At 64.3% G+C, this 14,964-nt stretch carries 16 protein-coding genes and 4 tRNA genes; 3 read left to right on the top strand and 17 right to left on the bottom strand.

The genetic code is table 11. The features are described from left to right. Positions 1 to 260: 260 nt before the first annotated feature. Complete coding sequence (gene fur, locus LR961_RS07895; RefSeq protein ID WP_232149276.1) at positions 261 to 668, bottom strand: ferric iron uptake transcriptional regulator; 408 nt, start codon at positions 666 to 668, stop codon at positions 261 to 263. Between the two features lie 104 nt (positions 669 to 772). Between fur and bamE the strand changes: the two genes are divergently transcribed. Next, positions 773 to 1,168: an outer membrane protein assembly factor BamE gene (gene bamE, locus LR961_RS07890; protein WP_232147912.1), complete on the top strand. Its 396-nt coding sequence runs from the start codon at positions 773 to 775 to the stop codon at positions 1,166 to 1,168. Between the two features lie 19 nt (positions 1,169 to 1,187). On the opposite strand, the gene LR961_RS07885 is transcribed toward bamE, so the two are convergent. After that, the gene (locus LR961_RS07885; RefSeq protein WP_232147910.1) at positions 1,188 to 1,445 is read right to left on the bottom strand and encodes an RnfH family protein; all 258 of its coding nucleotides are present in this window, start codon (positions 1,443 to 1,445) and stop codon (positions 1,188 to 1,190) included. A 3-nt stretch (positions 1,446 to 1,448) separates the two neighbouring features. After that, positions 1,449 to 1,877, bottom strand: coding sequence for a type II toxin-antitoxin system RatA family toxin (locus LR961_RS07880; RefSeq protein ID WP_232147900.1), 429 nt, complete (start codon positions 1,875 to 1,877; stop codon positions 1,449 to 1,451). A 51-nt stretch (positions 1,878 to 1,928) separates the two neighbouring features. Between LR961_RS07880 and smpB the strand changes: the two genes are divergently transcribed. Next, on the top strand, positions 1,929 to 2,432 hold the full coding sequence (gene smpB / locus LR961_RS07875; RefSeq protein ID WP_232147899.1) for an SsrA-binding protein SmpB: 504 nt from the start codon (positions 1,929 to 1,931) through the stop codon (positions 2,430 to 2,432). A gap of 418 nt (positions 2,433 to 2,850) precedes the next feature. Here smpB and LR961_RS07870 read toward each other — a convergent pair. The 4 genes from LR961_RS07870 to LR961_RS07855 all read right to left on the bottom strand — a co-directional run bounded on the left by LR961_RS07870 (position 2,851) and on the right by LR961_RS07855 (position 3,393). Beyond that, positions 2,851 to 2,926: transfer RNA gene (locus LR961_RS07870), tRNA-Glu, on the bottom strand. 54 nt (positions 2,927 to 2,980) lie between these two features. Then, a tRNA-Ala gene (locus LR961_RS07865) sits at positions 2,981 to 3,056 on the bottom strand. Between the two features lie 131 nt (positions 3,057 to 3,187). After that, positions 3,188 to 3,263: transfer RNA gene (locus LR961_RS07860), tRNA-Glu, on the bottom strand. A gap of 54 nt (positions 3,264 to 3,317) precedes the next feature. After that, positions 3,318 to 3,393: transfer RNA gene (locus LR961_RS07855), tRNA-Ala, on the bottom strand. Positions 3,394 to 4,100: 707 nt separating this feature from the next. Here LR961_RS07855 and LR961_RS07850 point away from each other — a divergent pair. Beyond that, on the top strand, positions 4,101 to 5,093 hold the full coding sequence (locus LR961_RS07850; RefSeq protein ID WP_232147896.1) for a C13 family peptidase: 993 nt from the start codon (positions 4,101 to 4,103) through the stop codon (positions 5,091 to 5,093). Positions 5,094 to 5,253: 160 nt separating this feature from the next. On the opposite strand, the gene LR961_RS07845 is transcribed toward LR961_RS07850, so the two are convergent. The 10 genes from LR961_RS07845 to hisG all read right to left on the bottom strand — a co-directional run bounded on the left by LR961_RS07845 (position 5,254) and on the right by hisG (position 14,960). After that, a complete protein-coding gene (locus LR961_RS07845) occupies positions 5,254 to 5,907 on the bottom strand; it encodes a hypothetical protein (protein ID WP_232147895.1) in 654 nt (217 codons plus the stop codon). A gap of 113 nt (positions 5,908 to 6,020) precedes the next feature. Continuing rightward, positions 6,021 to 7,547, bottom strand: a complete 1,527-nt coding sequence (locus tag LR961_RS07840; RefSeq protein WP_232147893.1) for a calcineurin-like phosphoesterase C-terminal domain-containing protein — start codon at positions 7,545 to 7,547, stop codon at positions 6,021 to 6,023. Between the two features lie 329 nt (positions 7,548 to 7,876). Continuing rightward, positions 7,877 to 8,515 carry a bifunctional phosphoribosyl-AMP cyclohydrolase/phosphoribosyl-ATP diphosphatase HisIE gene (gene hisIE / locus LR961_RS07835; RefSeq protein WP_232147891.1) on the bottom strand — a complete coding sequence of 213 codons (639 nt, stop codon included), beginning with the start codon at positions 8,513 to 8,515 and terminating at the stop codon, positions 7,877 to 7,879. After that, a complete protein-coding gene (gene hisF, locus LR961_RS07830; protein ID WP_232147889.1) occupies positions 8,505 to 9,281 on the bottom strand; it encodes an imidazole glycerol phosphate synthase subunit HisF in 777 nt (258 codons plus the stop codon). The genes hisIE and hisF overlap by 11 nt, the downstream gene beginning before the upstream one ends. Beyond that, entirely contained in the window at positions 9,275 to 10,009 is a 735-nt protein-coding gene (gene hisA / locus LR961_RS07825; RefSeq protein WP_232147887.1) for a 1-(5-phosphoribosyl)-5-[(5-phosphoribosylamino)methylideneamino]imidazole-4-carboxamide isomerase, read from the bottom strand. The genes hisF and hisA overlap by 7 nt, the downstream gene beginning before the upstream one ends. Continuing rightward, entirely contained in the window at positions 10,006 to 10,608 is a 603-nt protein-coding gene (gene hisH / locus LR961_RS07820; RefSeq protein WP_232147885.1) for an imidazole glycerol phosphate synthase subunit HisH, read from the bottom strand. The genes hisA and hisH overlap by 4 nt, the downstream gene beginning before the upstream one ends. Beyond that, the gene (hisB, locus tag LR961_RS07815) at positions 10,605 to 11,678 is read right to left on the bottom strand and encodes a bifunctional histidinol-phosphatase/imidazoleglycerol-phosphate dehydratase HisB (RefSeq protein ID WP_232147883.1); all 1,074 of its coding nucleotides are present in this window, start codon (positions 11,676 to 11,678) and stop codon (positions 10,605 to 10,607) included. The genes hisH and hisB overlap by 4 nt, the downstream gene beginning before the upstream one ends. Further along, complete coding sequence (gene hisC / locus LR961_RS07810) at positions 11,675 to 12,757, bottom strand: histidinol-phosphate transaminase (protein ID WP_232147881.1); 1,083 nt, start codon at positions 12,755 to 12,757, stop codon at positions 11,675 to 11,677. The genes hisB and hisC overlap by 4 nt, the downstream gene beginning before the upstream one ends. After that, a complete protein-coding gene (hisD, locus tag LR961_RS07805; protein ID WP_232147879.1) occupies positions 12,754 to 14,049 on the bottom strand; it encodes a histidinol dehydrogenase in 1,296 nt (431 codons plus the stop codon). Before hisD ends, hisC begins: the two co-directional genes overlap by 4 nt. Then, positions 14,046 to 14,960: an ATP phosphoribosyltransferase gene (gene hisG, locus LR961_RS07800; protein ID WP_232147876.1), complete on the bottom strand. Its 915-nt coding sequence runs from the start codon at positions 14,958 to 14,960 to the stop codon at positions 14,046 to 14,048. Before hisG ends, hisD begins: the two co-directional genes overlap by 4 nt. Between the last annotated feature and the right edge of the window lie 4 nt (positions 14,961 to 14,964).

Below are 14,964 nucleotides of genomic sequence, written 5' to 3'. Positions count from 1 at the left end.
CAAGGGAGAAGGTGCCCCAACGGGGTGGATGAGGGCCGCTCCTGTCTTGCCCCACCGAAGCCGGGCACACAGCTGATTCTCTTCTCCCGCCCGCGGGAGAAGCTGCCTGAAGGTCGCTCCTGACTATGTGCCGCGGGCCCACGCAGCATGCCCGGGACCAACCGCAAGCACCCATTGCGCTAAAGGCACCTCAAACAAGAACACCGGCACAAGGCCGGTGTTTTTCACATTGAAAGCAGTGCCGAAGCGCTGCCGCAGGCTCAACGCCGCTTCTTGCGCACGTAAAGCACCAGCGAATGCTCTTCCAGGTCGTAACCATGATCCGCTGCGATCTTGCGCTGCAGCTGTTCGATCTCATGGCTTTCGAACTCGATGATCTTGCCGGTGTCCATGTCCACCATATGGTCGTGGTGGGCACCGCGGTCCAGCTCATAGACCGCCTGGCCGCCTTCGAAGTTGTGCTTGAGCACCAGCCCGGCCGCTTCGAACTGGGTCAGCACACGGTAAACCGTGGCCAAACCGATTTCGTCGCCGCAATCGAGCAGCTGCCGATAGATATCTTCGGCGGTGAGGTGGTGTTGGGGGGTGTTCTGCTCAAGCAGGGCGAGGATGCGCATCCGCGGATGCGTCACCTTCAGGCCGACTTTGCGCAGGTCATTGGATTCCATGGCCATCGTGTTCATTGGCGGTTTAGCGCCAGTTGCCTCCGGTCAGATCGCGCTGGGTGCCGGGGAGTGTATCATCGCCCTGATTTCCTCAATCGCCCTTTCTAATGCGCAAGCTCCTGTTGATCGCCGTTGTCGCCCTGTCCACCACTGGCTGCGGCATCATCTACAAGCAGCCCATCTACCAGGGCAACCTGATCCGCGAGCAGGCCGTGTCGCAGCTTCAGGCCGGCCAGAGCAAGCAGCAGGTCAACGCGCTGCTCGGCACCCCGTCCATTGCCGACCCGTTCCACGCCCAGCGCTGGGACTACACCGCCAGCCAGCGGGTGGACCGTCTGGGCAATACCGAGGTCAAGAACTTCACGGTGTTCTTCGAAAACGACCAGGTCAGCCGCTGGGAAGGCGACTACTTCCCGACCCAGGATGCTGAACTGGCGCGCAAGAGCGTCCGTCAATTCGGTCGCAACCTGGCCAAGGACAAGAAGAAGCGCGGCGGCCGCTGATCGCCAGCGCCACCGCAGTTCAATCGCCGCCGCGCGCCCGCCGGCGGCGATTTTCTTTGGGATCGGCCAGCAGCGGACGCAGCAACTCGATGCGGTCGCCGGCGTGCAGCAGCTGCCCTGGGCGGGCCAACACCCCGTGTACAGCGACCGCTACAGCGACGCCATCCACATCCAGCGCAGCCTCGTCCACCGCATCGGCAACAGTGCAGCCTTCCGGCAACTCCAGTTCCCGTCGCAGATAACGATCCGGCCAAGCCAACAGCACTTCCACGCGCATGACTCAAACCTCCTGGTCGGCCACGCGCACGAAATCGTTGACCATCCGGTCAGCCAGCCCCTGAAAACCCAACGCCAACGCCGGGCCCAGCAGACGCGAGGTCGGTTCGAATTCCAGCTCCAGGGTCACCTTGCAGGCGTTGTCGGCCAGCGGCTGGAAGTCCCAGCGGCCATGCAGGCGCTTGAACGGCCCGTCACGCAACTGCATGTCGATGCTGCGCGGACGCTGCAGGGTGTTCTCGGTCATGAACCAGGTGCGGAACGAACCCAGGCCCAGATCCAGCCGGGCCACCAACCGCTCAGGACCCTGCTCGAGGATCTCGGCCTTGTCGCACCAGCGGAACCGGCGCGGATAGGCGGAAACATCATTGACCAGATCGAACATGCGCTCAGAGGAATGTTCGACCAGTGCGCTGCGGCGGATGGTTGGCATGGCAAATACTATGGATATCCGGAATGCCCCCGGATCGGAGACAATACGTAAATGAGCAAGAACTCCGGCAAGGATAAAGCAAAGAACGCGAAGGCCGACAAAACCATCGCGTTGAACAAGCGTGCCCGTCACGAGTACCACCTGGAAGAACGCTTCGAGGCCGGCCTGGCGTTGCAGGGCTGGGAGGTCAAGGCCATCCGCGCTGGTCGCGGCAACATGACCGACGCCTATGCGTACGTGAAGAATGGGGAGATCTTCCTGATCGGCGCGCAGATCACGCCCTTGATCCAGGCCTCCTCGCATACCGTTCCCGAAGACCGCCGTGAGCGCAAACTGCTGCTGCATCGGAGCGAAATCGACAAGCTGATCGGCCGCGTCGAGCGCGAAGGCTACACACTGGTCCCCACTGCGCTGTACTGGAGCAAGAACAAGATCAAGCTCGAGATCGCACTGGCCAAGGGCAAGCAGGCCCACGACAAGCGCGATGCCGCCAAGGACCGCGACTGGGCTCGCGAAAAACAGCGCACCATGCGCGCCCACAACCGCAACGCCTGACGCCCTGCTGCGCAACGCAGCAAGCCAGAGGCGCGGACAACAATGAGGGGCATGCGGCGCAACACGCCAACTGCCCCTCCAAGCCTCAGCCGATCACCAAAAGCCCGGCGCGCAAGGCAAGCCACGCAACCAGTTAAAGAAGACAGCCGCGGGCGCAACACTCGCGCCCCTTACTTGGACAGGCCCAGGCCAAGCTCGACATCAACCAACCCGGGCCTGCAGCCAAGCACGAAAGGCATCGATGCGCCCTCTCAGCGGGAACCGCAATGCCGCGCACTCAGGGAGCACCACCTCCGACCCGCCGGCAATAGAGCGCGAGAACCCAACTCACCGGTCCAGCAAAACCAGGGCGTCAGCACTTGGCAGCAGTAAATAGCAGGCAAGAAAAAAGCCCCGGTTTCCCGGAGCTTTTTAGAAATGGCGTCCCCACGGGGATTCGAACCCCGGTCGCCACCGTGAAAGGGTGATGTCCTAGGCCTCTAGACGATGGGGACGCGTAAACTTCATCAAATTTTATTCGACAATCCAGACGGCCTAATGTCCGGATTTGGTGGAGCCAAGCGGGATCGAACCGCTGACCTCCTGCATGCCATGCAGGCGCTCTCCCAGCTGAGCTATGGCCCCACGTGTTACTGCGAGCCCGCCATTATGGCGAAGTTTCGTTTGAAATGGAAGCTTTTTCTTCCTGAACGCCTGGGCGGCGCTTTTCAAACAAAACCCGGGGAAACCCCGAAACGCTTTACAACATCGATGAATGGCGTCCCCACGGGGATTCGAACCCCGGTCGCCACCGTGAAAGGGTGATGTCCTAGGCCTCTAGACGATGGGGACGCGTAAACTTCATCAAATTTTATTCGACAATCCAGACGGCCTAATGTCCGGATTTGGTGGAGCCAAGCGGGATCGAACCGCTGACCTCCTGCATGCCATGCAGGCGCTCTCCCAGCTGAGCTATGGCCCCGACGTCGTCGAGAAAGAAATAATAGCTGGGCTTTTTTTGCCTCGCAAGCAATTTGTGAAATTTTTTCTTCACATCGCACTCGCCGCCCTGCCATCGCAATGCGGCAGGCACTGAACGTCGGAACCTGACCTGCAAGTCAGCACAACACTGGCTGCCTGTAAACAGATAGCACAGCAACGTTTGCCACTCTCCGATCGCTCAAGGAAGTGGCGATGCAACGTGCAACCGTTCTGTGGATATCAAGCGTTCTGACATGCCTTGCTGCAGCATCCGCATGCGCGCAGCAGGTGTTCAAGTGCGAGGACCGCGACAGCGTTGTCTATCAATCGCAGCCCTGCGAAGGAGCCACGCTGCGCAGTTGGGATGCAGTGCCAGATGTGATCGATCCAGCGATACAGGCGCACATAGAATCGTTGCGCAGTGAACTGCGTCCGGCCCGACGGCCCGCAGTACAGCGCCGCGCTGACCGTCGTCGACAAGCGCCCACCGTTTCAGCCTGCGAGCGCGCCAGACACGGACGCGCCGCTGCCTACGAAAAGGCTGGACTGAAGCGCGACTTCAAGCTTTCCAGCCATTGGGACAACCGCGTTCACGATGCCTGCCGCTAGCCGTCAGCCAACCGACGGAATGACCCCAGCCGCAGGCGTGACGACGAACAGGGCAGTCCAGCCGATAGAATCCAGCGACTCCCCCATGCGTGCTCCGACATGCTCGAACGCCCCTCCCGCCTTCTGCCCACTGCCTTGCGCGCACTCGGTCTTGCTGCCGTATTGGTAACCGGCATCTGGCCAGCCGTGGCACGCACGCCGACGACTGGAAACTGGAAACCCACAACGCCGGAGCTCACAGGGCCACAGCAGACGCTCCTCGACACGGCGCTGGCACAGCTGCCAGCCCAGCGCCCGGGTGTTACCGACATGTACGTGCTGGGCGTTGCCGGCGACAGCGACGAGGACGTGTTCCACAACGAAGTCGTGTACCTGCGGCAGATGGCGTCGCGGCGCTGGGACGCCGAAGGACGGATGGTCAACCTCATCAATCACCCGCAGGCAAACGCAGACGGCGATGCAACGCCACTGGCAACCCGCCAGAGCCTGGCCCGTGCACTCGATGCACTGGGCCGGACCCTCGATCCCGAAGAAGACGTTCTGTTCGTCTACCTGAGCAGCCATGGGCTGGATGACAACAGCTTCTACCTGCATACCGGACCGGATCAGGAAGACTACCTGGCGCCGGAAACGCTGGCGCAACTGCTGGAGCAAGCCGGGATCGGCAACGCGGTCGTCGTGGTTTCGGCCTGCTACTCCGGCGGCTTCATTCCCGCGCTGAAAGCGCCGAATCGGATGATCATCACCGCCGCACGCAAGGACCGCCCTTCTTTCGGCTGTGGCAATACCGACAGTGCAACGTGGTTTGGCCGCGCCTTTCTGGTGGAGGCACTGAATACCACGAATGACTTCAGCGCCGCCTACTCGCAGACCAAGCTGACCGTGCGCCAGCGCGAGAAGCAGGAGGGCGAGGTTCCTTCCGAACCGCAGTTCCAGGCAGGAACGATGATTGCCGACGTACTGGCGAAGTGGCGGCAAGGCCTGCCCGAAGCCGGGCCGGTGCCCTACCCGTTTGTCTACCAGCCACCTGCCGGCACACCCGTTCGCGCGAAGGCTGCCGGAGATACGCAAGCGAACAAGAAAGGGCTCTAGGCCCTTGATGCGGCACACCGAGATCGCTGGCCATGCGCCAGTGAAGGCCTCCCTAACGATCCGGCCACCGCAACAAGCACCGGTCATGACCAGAGTGGCCCGGACAGCGCGGCATCACAAAGGTCGCGCCGATCAATCCCGGTTGCGCCGCGCGTCGCTCCTACAAACGCATGCCTTCGTTGGATTCGCCCTGCCCCGCAACTGCCGGCGACGCAACGATGGCGGTGGCCCGCTCGTCAGGCGCAACCAGGGTCACCGACATGGCCGCGATGGCGGTGACGGTTCCGTCCGGCGCACCATGTGATACCCGATGACCGGTGCTGCGCGGCTGATCGGCAACCCGCGCCTGCTCCAGCTCGACCACGGTCCCACGTACGGTGACGCGATCACCGGTACGCACCCTCGACCCCATGCGCATCGTGTACTCGGTTTCTGCAGGCATGTTGATCGACGTGTCGTAGCCCTGGTCGAGCACGAACAGCCCATCGGAAGTGACCGGGTTACCGTCACCTTCGTCCTGGATGAACCAGCCCACGGTCGGAGCGGCGGCATCCGCTTCGCCCAGTGTTTCCTTGAGCTCCTGGCCAAGATCGTCGCTGTCGCCCATCAGATTGCGAACGACCACGCCTTCGATGAGAACCTCTTCGCCCAGCAACGCACTGGATGCACCCTCCCCCTGTACCACCGCGATCAGCTTGCGTGCCGGATCGAGGGGTTCCACTGCGTCCTGTGCACCGGGCAACGGAAAGCCACAACTGCTGGTCATCAGCGCCAGCGCCGCCACGCCCAGCCACTTTCCTTGCCTGTTACCCATACCGCCCCCTCCCTTGGTCGTGATGGGGCGGGAGTTTAGCGAATGCAGTAATGCAGTGACGCGCATTGGTCCGCTGCGGCACCGGGCCACCGCAGCGACGACGGCCAGCCCCGTTATGGGCTGGCGGTCTGCAGACGGTAGCGCGTGCTGCTGGTGTACTGCTTGCCGTTCAGGCGGGTGCGCACTTCGACGGTGTGTTCGCCTTCTGCCAGCCGGGTCGGCAACGCGGCACGCCACAGGTGCGCGGACGGCACGGCTTCAGGCGAGCGATCGTAGCCACGCAGGTTGTCGGCCAGGTCGTCGGCGATATTCTCGACCAGCAGACGCGGATCCGGCTGCTTGACCTGCTTCATCGGCTGCCATTCACCACCATCCACCCGGAACTCCACCGGCAATCCGTCGTAGCCCATGAATACATTGGCGTACACGCCCCACGCCGGATACGCCCCTTGGCGCAGCACCTTGGGTGCGTGCAGCGCGATCTGCTGATCGGCCGGCGCGCGCGCGACGCGGTATTCGACGCTGTACTGCCCCTGCGGCTGCACATTGAGCAGGCCGTAGCCGTTGGGCGTGCCATCGGCCATGGTCGTATCGGGGATGCCCTGTGCATCCTTCACCCCGGACCAGAACGCGCCACAAGCCGCGCCCACGTTGTACTCGTGCAGCGGACGCGCGCCCTTCCAACCCTGAGCCGCCGACCAGAACACCTGGCTCTGGTTGTGGGTGTGGCCGCTCAGGATCAGCGGGTGCTGCACCTTTTCCAGCAGGGCGAACAGGCGGGCCCGGTCTTCGGCACGATAGACGTGATCGAACAGCGGGATGTGGAAACCAAGCACCACCAGCTTGTCCTTGGCGATGGTCGGCAGGTAGCGCTCGAGAAAGGCGAACTGGTCTTCACGCAGGCCGCCGACGTAGGCCGGCTTCTGTCCTGGCTGGGCAATGATGTCATCCATGCCGATGAACACCATCGACGGCTCTTCCCAGGCATACGTGTCCGGGCCGAGATGGCGGTGGTAACTGGCCAGTGAAGAGGCATCACTGTCCGCGCCCACGTCCATGTCGTGGTTGCCCGGAACGTGCAGCCACGGCACACCGAGCGAAGTCACCGCCTTCGTCAGGGCCGGATACAACGACGGATCATCATTGGTGATGTCGCCCAGGGTCATGCCCAGCTTCGCCTGATGCTTGCCACGCAACGGGGCGATGACGTCGCGCTCGAAGTAGTCCACGTCCAACGCATTGCTGGTCTGACTGTCAGCCATTACCAGCGCTTGCAGGCTGGTCGGGGCGCTGACCTGCGGTACCAGGGCGAACGGCCGACACTGCGCAGTACCGGCTTCGCCGCTGCGGGGGCGCCAGATGTCCGGCAACCCATCGGCACGGATGGCCGCGCTGTAGCCGGCGGGCTTGATGATGAAGATGTTGGGTTGTGCCGAATCCGGAAGCCGGTAGCGGCCCTGCTTGTCGGTCACGACGATGTGCTCGCCATCGGAGACCTTGATGCCTGCCAGCGCGCCTTCACCTGCGTCCTGCCTGCCGTTCCCGTTGGCGTCGTTGAACACGCCACCTTCGAAACAGGAAGCCGCCGCCACGAATGGGGCACAGGCCAGCAACAGGCCGGTCAGCAGGGAGTGGCGCATGAAATCCTCGGCGGACGGATGGTTGGACGCCGATTATCGCTCCGCCTCGTGGCGGTTGCGTTGCCGATGCAGGTTTGTTGCCCGATGCCGATGGCTGCGTTGAAGTGGATTTGCTGCGAGAGGCGCCTTGGCCGCGTTGCGCGTTGCGCGTTGCGGCGTGAGCATTCGAGATGTCTGAAATCTTGGCCGGTATGGGCTTCGCGCCTTAAGACGCTCCTACAGGGGCTTTCCCTCTTCCGCCCTTCGGGCACCTTCTCCCGCGAGGGGAGAAGGGACGCGAGCGCTTTTGCTGTGTGAGCGGCAACTACGGAGCGCTCCTCCGGCCAGCCTCAGCTTGCTGCCTTCTCGACGGCCTTGGCGTGGCGGTCTTCGAGTACAGCTACCGCGTCGTCCAACGACAGGCCGCGCGAGCGCAGCAGCACGATCAGGTGGAACAGCAGATCGGCTGATTCACCAAGCAGGTCTTCGTCACGCTGCACAACGCCGGCCAGTGCGGTTTCCACGCCTTCCTCGCCAACCTTCTGCGCGATATGCCGCGCGCCCTTCTCGAACAACCGTGTGGTGTAGCTGTTGAGGGGTCGATCGTGCTCACGCTGCTTGATCAAAGCGTCCAATGCACCCAGGAAGTTGCCCGGCGCTGCATCGAAACAACTGGCGTTGCCGGTGTGGCAGGTCGGGCCGTGCGGCCGGGCGTTGATCAGCAGCGTGTCGGCGTCGCAATCAACGCGGATATCGACCAGCTCCAGCTGATTGCCCGATGTTTCACCCTTGGTCCACAGGCGCTTCCTGGTGCGGCTGAAGAATGTGACCTTGCCGCATTCGCGCGTCTTCTCCAGTGCTTCACGGTCCATGTAGCCCAGCATCAGCACGCGCAGCGTGGCGGCGTCCTGGACGATGGCCGGCATCAGCCCGTCCACCTTGCCCCAGTCCAATGCGGCGGGGTCAAGCGGCTTGAATTCAGTAGACATCCCTAACCTCGATCTGTTGTTCGCGCAGGAACTGCTTCAGTTCCGGAATGGCGATGGCACCGGAGTGGAACACGCTGGCCGCCAAAGCCCCGTCAACGTCAGCCTGTTCGAACACATCGGCAAAATGCTGCGGTGTCCCCGCGCCGCCGGAGGCGATCAGCGGAACCGTGCTCAATGCCCTGGCCTGGCGCAACTGGGTAATATCGTACCCCTTGCGGACGCCATCGCTGTCCATGCAATTCAGCACGATTTCACCTGCGCCGCGCTGCTGGACTTCACGCACCCAGTCCAGCGTCAGCCGCGCTTCGGCGCGCGTCTTGGCCGGATCGCCGGTGTAGGAGCGCACCCGCCACTGCCCGTCGGGCTCGCCAATGGAGTCGATACCGACCACCACGCACTGTTGGCCGAAGGCCTCGGCCAGCTCCTCGATCAACAGCGGCCGTTCCAGCGCCGGGGTGTTGATCGAGATCTTGTCGGCGCCGCAGTTGAGCACCGCGCGTGCGGTTTCCACGTCACGGATGCCGCCGGCCACGCAGAACGGGATATCGATCAGGCGGGCAACCCGCTCGATCCATGCGCGGTCCACCGACCGCCCTTCCGGGCTGGCGGAGATGTCATAGAACACCAGTTCGTCGGCACCGGCGTCGCGATATCGCAGGGCCAACTCGGTGATGTCGCCCATGTCGACGTGGTCGCGGAACTTGACGCCCTTGACCACGCGACCTTCGCGCACGTCCAGACAGGGAATGATCCGGCGGCTCAACATGCCAGTGCCTCGTCGAGTTGCAGATGGCCTTCCAGCAGCGCCTTGCCCAGCACCGCGCCGCCGCAGCCTGCGGCCTTGGCGGCGCGGACATCGGCCACATCACGCACGCCCCCGGAGGCCTGCACCGCCACGCCGGGTAACAACTGCACCAGATGCGCGTACAGATCGATGTTGGGGCCGGACAGCATGCCGTCGCGGGAGATGTCCGTGCACAGCAAGTGCTTCATGCCGGCCTGCGCGTAGCGCTGTGCCAGCTCGTCCAGGGTGACATTGGCGGTTTCGGTCCAGCCGTGTACCGGCAGGCGCCAGACGCCGTCTTCGCCCTGGCGTGTGTCGAGCGCGATGGTCAGCTGCTCGGCACCGAACTCGGACAACCACGCCGACACGTTGTCCGGCTCGCGCACCGCCAGCGAACCGATCACCACGCGGCTGGCGCCCGCATCAAGGATGCGTGCCACATCGTCGCGACCACGCACGCCGCCACCGGTCTGCACCTTCAACGACGTGCTCGATGCGATCTGCGCCAGCAGCGGCGCCAGCGTGTACCCGCCGGCCTTGGCCGCGTCCAGGTCGACCAGATGCATCCAGCCGGCGCCGATGGCAGCAAATGCCTGCGCACGCGGCAACGGATCGTCGCCGTAGGTGGTCTGCTTGGCGTAATCACCCTGCAGCAGGCGCACGACGCGGCCTTCGCGGATGTCCAGCGCGGGATAGACGGTGAAACTCATTGAAAGTCGATCTCAAGGAAGTTGCGCAGAATGCGTGCGCCGGGGCCAGCGGAACGTTCAGGATGGAACTGTGCACCGCACAGTCGATCCCGCTGCACGACAGCAGTGAACAAGCCGCCGTGGTGGCAGGCCGCCACCGTGTCGGAAGTGACCGGCGCGGCGTAGCTGTGTACGAAGTAAGCGCTGGAGCCCACCGGCACGCCATCGAGCAGTGGCGACTCGCGCAATGCCAGCAGCTTGTTCCAGCCCATGTGCGGCACCCGCACGCCGACGCCGGGATGCAGGCGACGGACGACGCCGGGCAGCAACCCGAGGCATTCGACATCGCCTTCTTCCGAACTTTCGAACAGCAACTGCATGCCCAGGCAGATGCCCATCAACGGCACCTGCAGGTTGCGCAGTGGCTCGACCAGGCCTTGTACGTGCAGGCGACGCATGCCTTCTGCCGCGGCACCGACGCCGGGCAGGATCACCCGCGGAAGACCCTGCAGATCGGCTGCTTCACGCACCATACGCACGTCGACATCGAGCCGCTCCAGCGCATACCGCACCGAGCCGAGGTTGGCACCACCGGCATCGATCAGCCCGACGCTGCTCACAGCGCGCCCTTGGTCGTGGGCAGTTCAGTGCCTTCGCGACGAATGGCCTGGCGCAACGCACGCGCCAGCGCCTTGAAGCAGGCTTCGACTTTGTGGTGGTCGTTGTCGCCTTCCACTTTCAGGTTCAGGTTCAGCCCCGCTGCATCGCACAGCGAACGGAAGAAGTGCGGCACCAGTTCGGTGGGCATGTCGCCTACCCGCTCGCGCTTGAACTCACCATCGAACACGAAGTACGGGCGCCCACTGAAATCCAGCGCGGCACTGGCCAGGGTTTCGTCCATCGGCAGGGTGAAGCCGTAACGGCCGATGCCGCGCTTGTCGCCCAAGGCTTCGCGCAGTGCCTGGCCGAGCGCCAAGCCGGTGTCCTCGATGGTGTGGTGCTCGTCGATGTGCAGGTCGCCTTTGGCCTCCACTTCCAGCGCAAAACCGCCGTGGCGACCGATCTGGTCGAGCATGTGGTCGAAGAACGGCAGGCCGGTGTCGATCTTTGCGCCGGCCACCTTGTCCAGGTCAACCAACACCCGGATCCGGGTTTCCTTGGTGTCACGCTGCACCGTGGCGCGACGCGGTGCGTCGGCCAGCTCGTGCGCGATGCCGTCCCAATCCCACTCGCCACCGAACTGCTCGGTCCGCAGCTGGAAGCCACGGATCTTCATGTTGTCGGCGAACTGGATATCGGTGGGGCGGTCACCGACCATGCCCGAACGCGCCCAGTCGATACTGCGGTCCTGCAGGTACGGCAACATCAGGCCGATGCCCGGCTTGCGATTGGGGCTGTTGTCGTGCGGCCAGCTTGGATCGACCAGCACGTCGCGGAAGACGATGCCCTGGCTGGCGAAGATCTGCAGCATCAGGTTGTTCGGCCCATCGAAGCTTTCCTGCGGATAGCCTTCGCTGCCCAGCCCGTCCTGGTTGGAGACGATGACGAACTGGTAGCCGGCATCGCGCAGCTTGAGCATGGCGGGAATGACGTTCTTCACCAGGCGTAGCTTTTCGTAGGCGTCGATCTGGAAATCGGCCGGCTCTTCGATCAGGGTGCCGTCACGATCGACGAACAGGATGGGGTTCATGCAGCAAGCTCCAGCGCGTGAAGGGCGTCGAGGACGCGATCGTTCTGTTCAGGGGTACCCAGGGTGATGCGCAGGGCGTCGTGCAGCTGCGGCGCTGCGCGCTGGTCGCGCACCACCACACCGACATCCAGCAGCGCCTGGAACGCAGCTTCAGCATCGAAGAAGCGCACCAACAGGAAATTCGCATCCGAGGCGTAGACGTGGCGTACACAGCGCTGCGCCGACAGCGCCGCGCGCAGCCGCTCACGTTCGCTGCACACGATGGCCACGCGCGCTGTGGTCAGTGCCAGCGCCGCATCGCTCAGACCGTCCAGAGCCAGCGCTGAGCACGGCGCGGGGATCGGATACGGTGCCTGGCAGCGGCGCAGCACCGCGATCAGTTCAGCATCGGCAATGACGCTGCCGATGCGTGCGGCGGCCAATGCGTGCGCCTTGGACAAGGTGCGCAGCACCGCGATGTTGTCGTAACGCCCCAGCAGCGCCACCGCCGATGCTTCGTCGGCGAATTCGGCATAAGCCTCATCGACAACCACCAGCGCCTGCCCGCGCAGTGCCGAAGCAACCCGCTCGACCTGCTGCAACGAAATGCTCAAACCGGCCGGATTGGACGGCGAGCACAGGAATACCAGCTTGGCCTTGCCCTGCCTTGCGGCGGCGATGATGGCCTCGATATCCGGCACGAAACCAGCTTCGTTATCGAGCAGCGGCACTTCCAGTGCGGGTGCATTCTGCAGACGCGCACTCACCGCGTACATGCCGAACACAGGCGGCGTGTACAGCACCGCGTCACGACCCGGCACGCACAACGCGCGCACCAGCAGATCGATCGCCTCATCGCTGCCACGGCCGATCAGCAGCTGTTCCGGCGTGCAGCCGTACAGCCCCGCCAACCGCGCCCGCAGCGCCTGCGGCTGCGGGTCCGGATAGCGCCGGCAGCTTGCCTGCGCATCACCGGGATTTGCCCAGGCCGACTCATTGGCATTGAGCCAGATTTCACCATCCAGCTTGGCGCTGCGCGCCGAGGAATAACCGGCAAAGCCACGCAGATCGTCACGCACCAGATCAAGCACGCTGCTCACGGCGCAACTCCCATACGCAGCGCGACCGCATTGGCGTGCGCGCCCAGGCCCTCGGCACGCGCCAGGGTCAGCGCACACGGGCCGATGTTGGCAATGCCTTGGCGGCTCACCGCCTGCACGCTGATCTGGTTCTGGAAACTGGCAACGCTGACACCGCTATAGGCCCGCGCGGCGCCTGCGGTAGGCAACACGTGATTGGTGCCGGAGCAGTAGTCGCCGACCGCTTCGGGCGTGTAGTCGCCCAGAAACACCGAGCCAGCCGCTTCCACCCGCGTCAACCAGCGACGCGGTTCGCGCAGCGCCAGGATCAGGTGCTCGGGGGCGTAACGATTGGAGATGGCGAAGGCTTGTTCAATCGAATCCACCTTGACCAGCAGCGATGCCTGCAGTGCCTGGCGGGCGATGTCCTCGCGCTGCAGCCGCGCGACCTGCACCTCCACCTGCTGCTCGACCGCGTCAATCAGCGCAGCGCTGTCGCTGAGCAGCAGCACCTGCGAATCCGGGCCATGCTCGGCCTGCGACAGCAGGTCGGCGGCAACGAAGGCGGGATTGGCGCCGGCATCGGCGATCACCAGCACTTCCGACGGCCCGGCCGGCATGTCGATGGCCGCCGCGCCGGATTGCGCCACCTGCTGCTTGGCTTCGGTCACATAGCTGTTGCCCGGCCCGAACAGCTTGTCGCACGAAGGCAGCGTTGCCGTTCCATACGCCATCGCCGCGATGGCCTGGGCACCGCCGATCTTGAACACGCGGTGCACGCCGGTCAGACGTGCAGCCACCAACACCGCCGGATCGGCGCTGCCGTCCTTGCGTGGCGGGGTGCACAACACCACTTCACGGCAACCGGCCAGACGCGCCGGCACGCCCAGCATCAACGCCGTGGACGGCAACGGCGCGCTGCCGGCGGGAACATACAACCCCACCCGTCCAATCGGCCGGATGACTTTCTCGCAGACCACACCGGGCGCGGTCTCCACCGCATAGGGTTGAGCCATGCCGGCGCGGTGATAGACATCGATGCGGTCGGCTGCCTGCTGCATGGCGATGCGCAGCTCGGCCGGCACCGTGAGTTCCGCCGCCGCGAATTCGGCCTCGCCTACCTCGAAATCCTCCGGGGCGACGCCGTCGAAGCGGGCGCTGATCTGGCGCAGTGCCGCGTCGCCATCCTCGCGTACCTGCGCGATCAGCGCAGCCACCGTTTCGCGGGTCTGCGCCGCAACCGCCTGCACAGGGCGCATCAAGGCACGGGCTTGTGCGCCTTCATCCAGGGCATTCCAATCCAGGATGTTCATACCAGTGATTTCTCCACCGCCAGCACCATCAGGTCCTGTGCACCCGCGCGCTCCAGTTCCTCCAACCGTTGCCAACTCAGTGCGCCATTGCACATGGTCTGCAAACGCACCCCGGCTCCGTCCTGCCCGGGCAGGCGCAGCAACGGCTCGGCATCGGGCAACAGGCGGGACAGTGCATCCACGCTTTCTTCGGCCGCACTGAACATCAGTAGCTTCCGGTCCTGGACCTTGCTCAGCCCATCCATGCGCCGTAGCAGCATGGCCATCAAGCCACCACGGGCGTCGTCCAGTTCGCGGGCCGGCCCCGCCAGCACCGCTTCGCTTTCGAGCAGCGTTTCCACCGGCTTGAGCTGGTTGGCGGCCAACGTCGCGCCGCTGGAAACCAGGTCGCAGATCAGTTCGGCCGTGCCCAGCTTCGGCGCGATTTCCACCGAACCGGACAGCTCGACCACCTGCGCATCCACGCCCTTTTCCTTCAGCCACGCGGCAAGGATGGCCGGGTAGCTGGTGGCGATGCGCCTGCCCTGCAGCATCTGCACGCCCTGCCAATCCCATTCTTCCGGCACGGCGATCATCAGCCGGCATTGGCCGAAGCCCAGGCCGCGCAGCGGCTGGTAGGCATCGGCAAGCCCCAGCTGGCGGCGCGCCTTGGCCTGTTCATCCAGCTCGTTCAGGCCGACCACGCCCAGGTCGCAGACACCATCGGCAATCAGGCCGGGAATGTCGTCGTCGCGCACCAGCAGCAGGTCCACCGGCAGGGATTCGCCGAAGCAGAACAGCTTGTCGCGGCTTTGCCGCCAGCTCAGCCCGCAGGCGGCCAGCAGGCTGCGCGCCGGGTCGGCCAGGCGGCCGCTCTTCTGGATGGCAATACGCAGCCGGTCACGCGTTGGCGCGCTGGTTGAAGCACTCATGGTC

The sequence above is a fragment of the Stenotrophomonas sp. SY1 genome (assembly GCF_021202945.1).
Classification (GTDB): Bacteria; Pseudomonadota; Gammaproteobacteria; order Xanthomonadales; family Xanthomonadaceae; genus Stenotrophomonas.
This window is presented reverse-complemented; position numbering and strand designations above follow the sequence as displayed.

Excerpts from the sequence above, each read along its gene's own strand:
- LR961_RS07840 (WP_232147893.1), bottom strand. The coding sequence starts at position 7,547 with ATGCGCCACTCCCTGCTGACCGGCCTGTTGCTGGCCTGTGCCCCATTC.
- hisB (WP_232147883.1), bottom strand. The coding sequence starts at position 11,678 with ATGAACCCCATCCTGTTCGTCGATCGTGACGGCACCCTGATCGAAGAG.
- hisA (WP_232147887.1), bottom strand. The coding sequence starts at position 10,009 with ATGAGTTTCACCGTCTATCCCGCGCTGGACATCCGCGAAGGCCGCGTC.
- LR961_RS07885 (WP_232147910.1), bottom strand. The coding sequence starts at position 1,445 with ATGCGCGTGGAAGTGCTGTTGGCTTGGCCGGATCGTTATCTGCGACGG.
- smpB (WP_232147899.1), top strand. The coding sequence starts at position 1,929 with ATGAGCAAGAACTCCGGCAAGGATAAAGCAAAGAACGCGAAGGCCGAC.
- hisD (WP_232147879.1), bottom strand. The coding sequence starts at position 14,049 with ATGAACATCCTGGATTGGAATGCCCTGGATGAAGGCGCACAAGCCCGT.
- LR961_RS07850 (WP_232147896.1), top strand. The coding sequence starts at position 4,101 with ATGCTCGAACGCCCCTCCCGCCTTCTGCCCACTGCCTTGCGCGCACTC.
- hisIE (WP_232147891.1), bottom strand. The coding sequence starts at position 8,515 with ATGTCTACTGAATTCAAGCCGCTTGACCCCGCCGCATTGGACTGGGGC.
- hisG (WP_232147876.1), bottom strand. The coding sequence starts at position 14,960 with ATGAGTGCTTCAACCAGCGCGCCAACGCGTGACCGGCTGCGTATTGCC.
- LR961_RS07845 (WP_232147895.1), bottom strand. The coding sequence starts at position 5,907 with ATGGGTAACAGGCAAGGAAAGTGGCTGGGCGTGGCGGCGCTGGCGCTG.
- bamE (WP_232147912.1), top strand. The coding sequence starts at position 773 with ATGCGCAAGCTCCTGTTGATCGCCGTTGTCGCCCTGTCCACCACTGGC.
- hisF (WP_232147889.1), bottom strand. The coding sequence starts at position 9,281 with ATGTTGAGCCGCCGGATCATTCCCTGTCTGGACGTGCGCGAAGGTCGC.
- LR961_RS07880 (WP_232147900.1), bottom strand. The coding sequence starts at position 1,877 with ATGCCAACCATCCGCCGCAGCGCACTGGTCGAACATTCCTCTGAGCGC.
- fur (WP_232149276.1), bottom strand. The coding sequence starts at position 668 with ATGGAATCCAATGACCTGCGCAAAGTCGGCCTGAAGGTGACGCATCCG.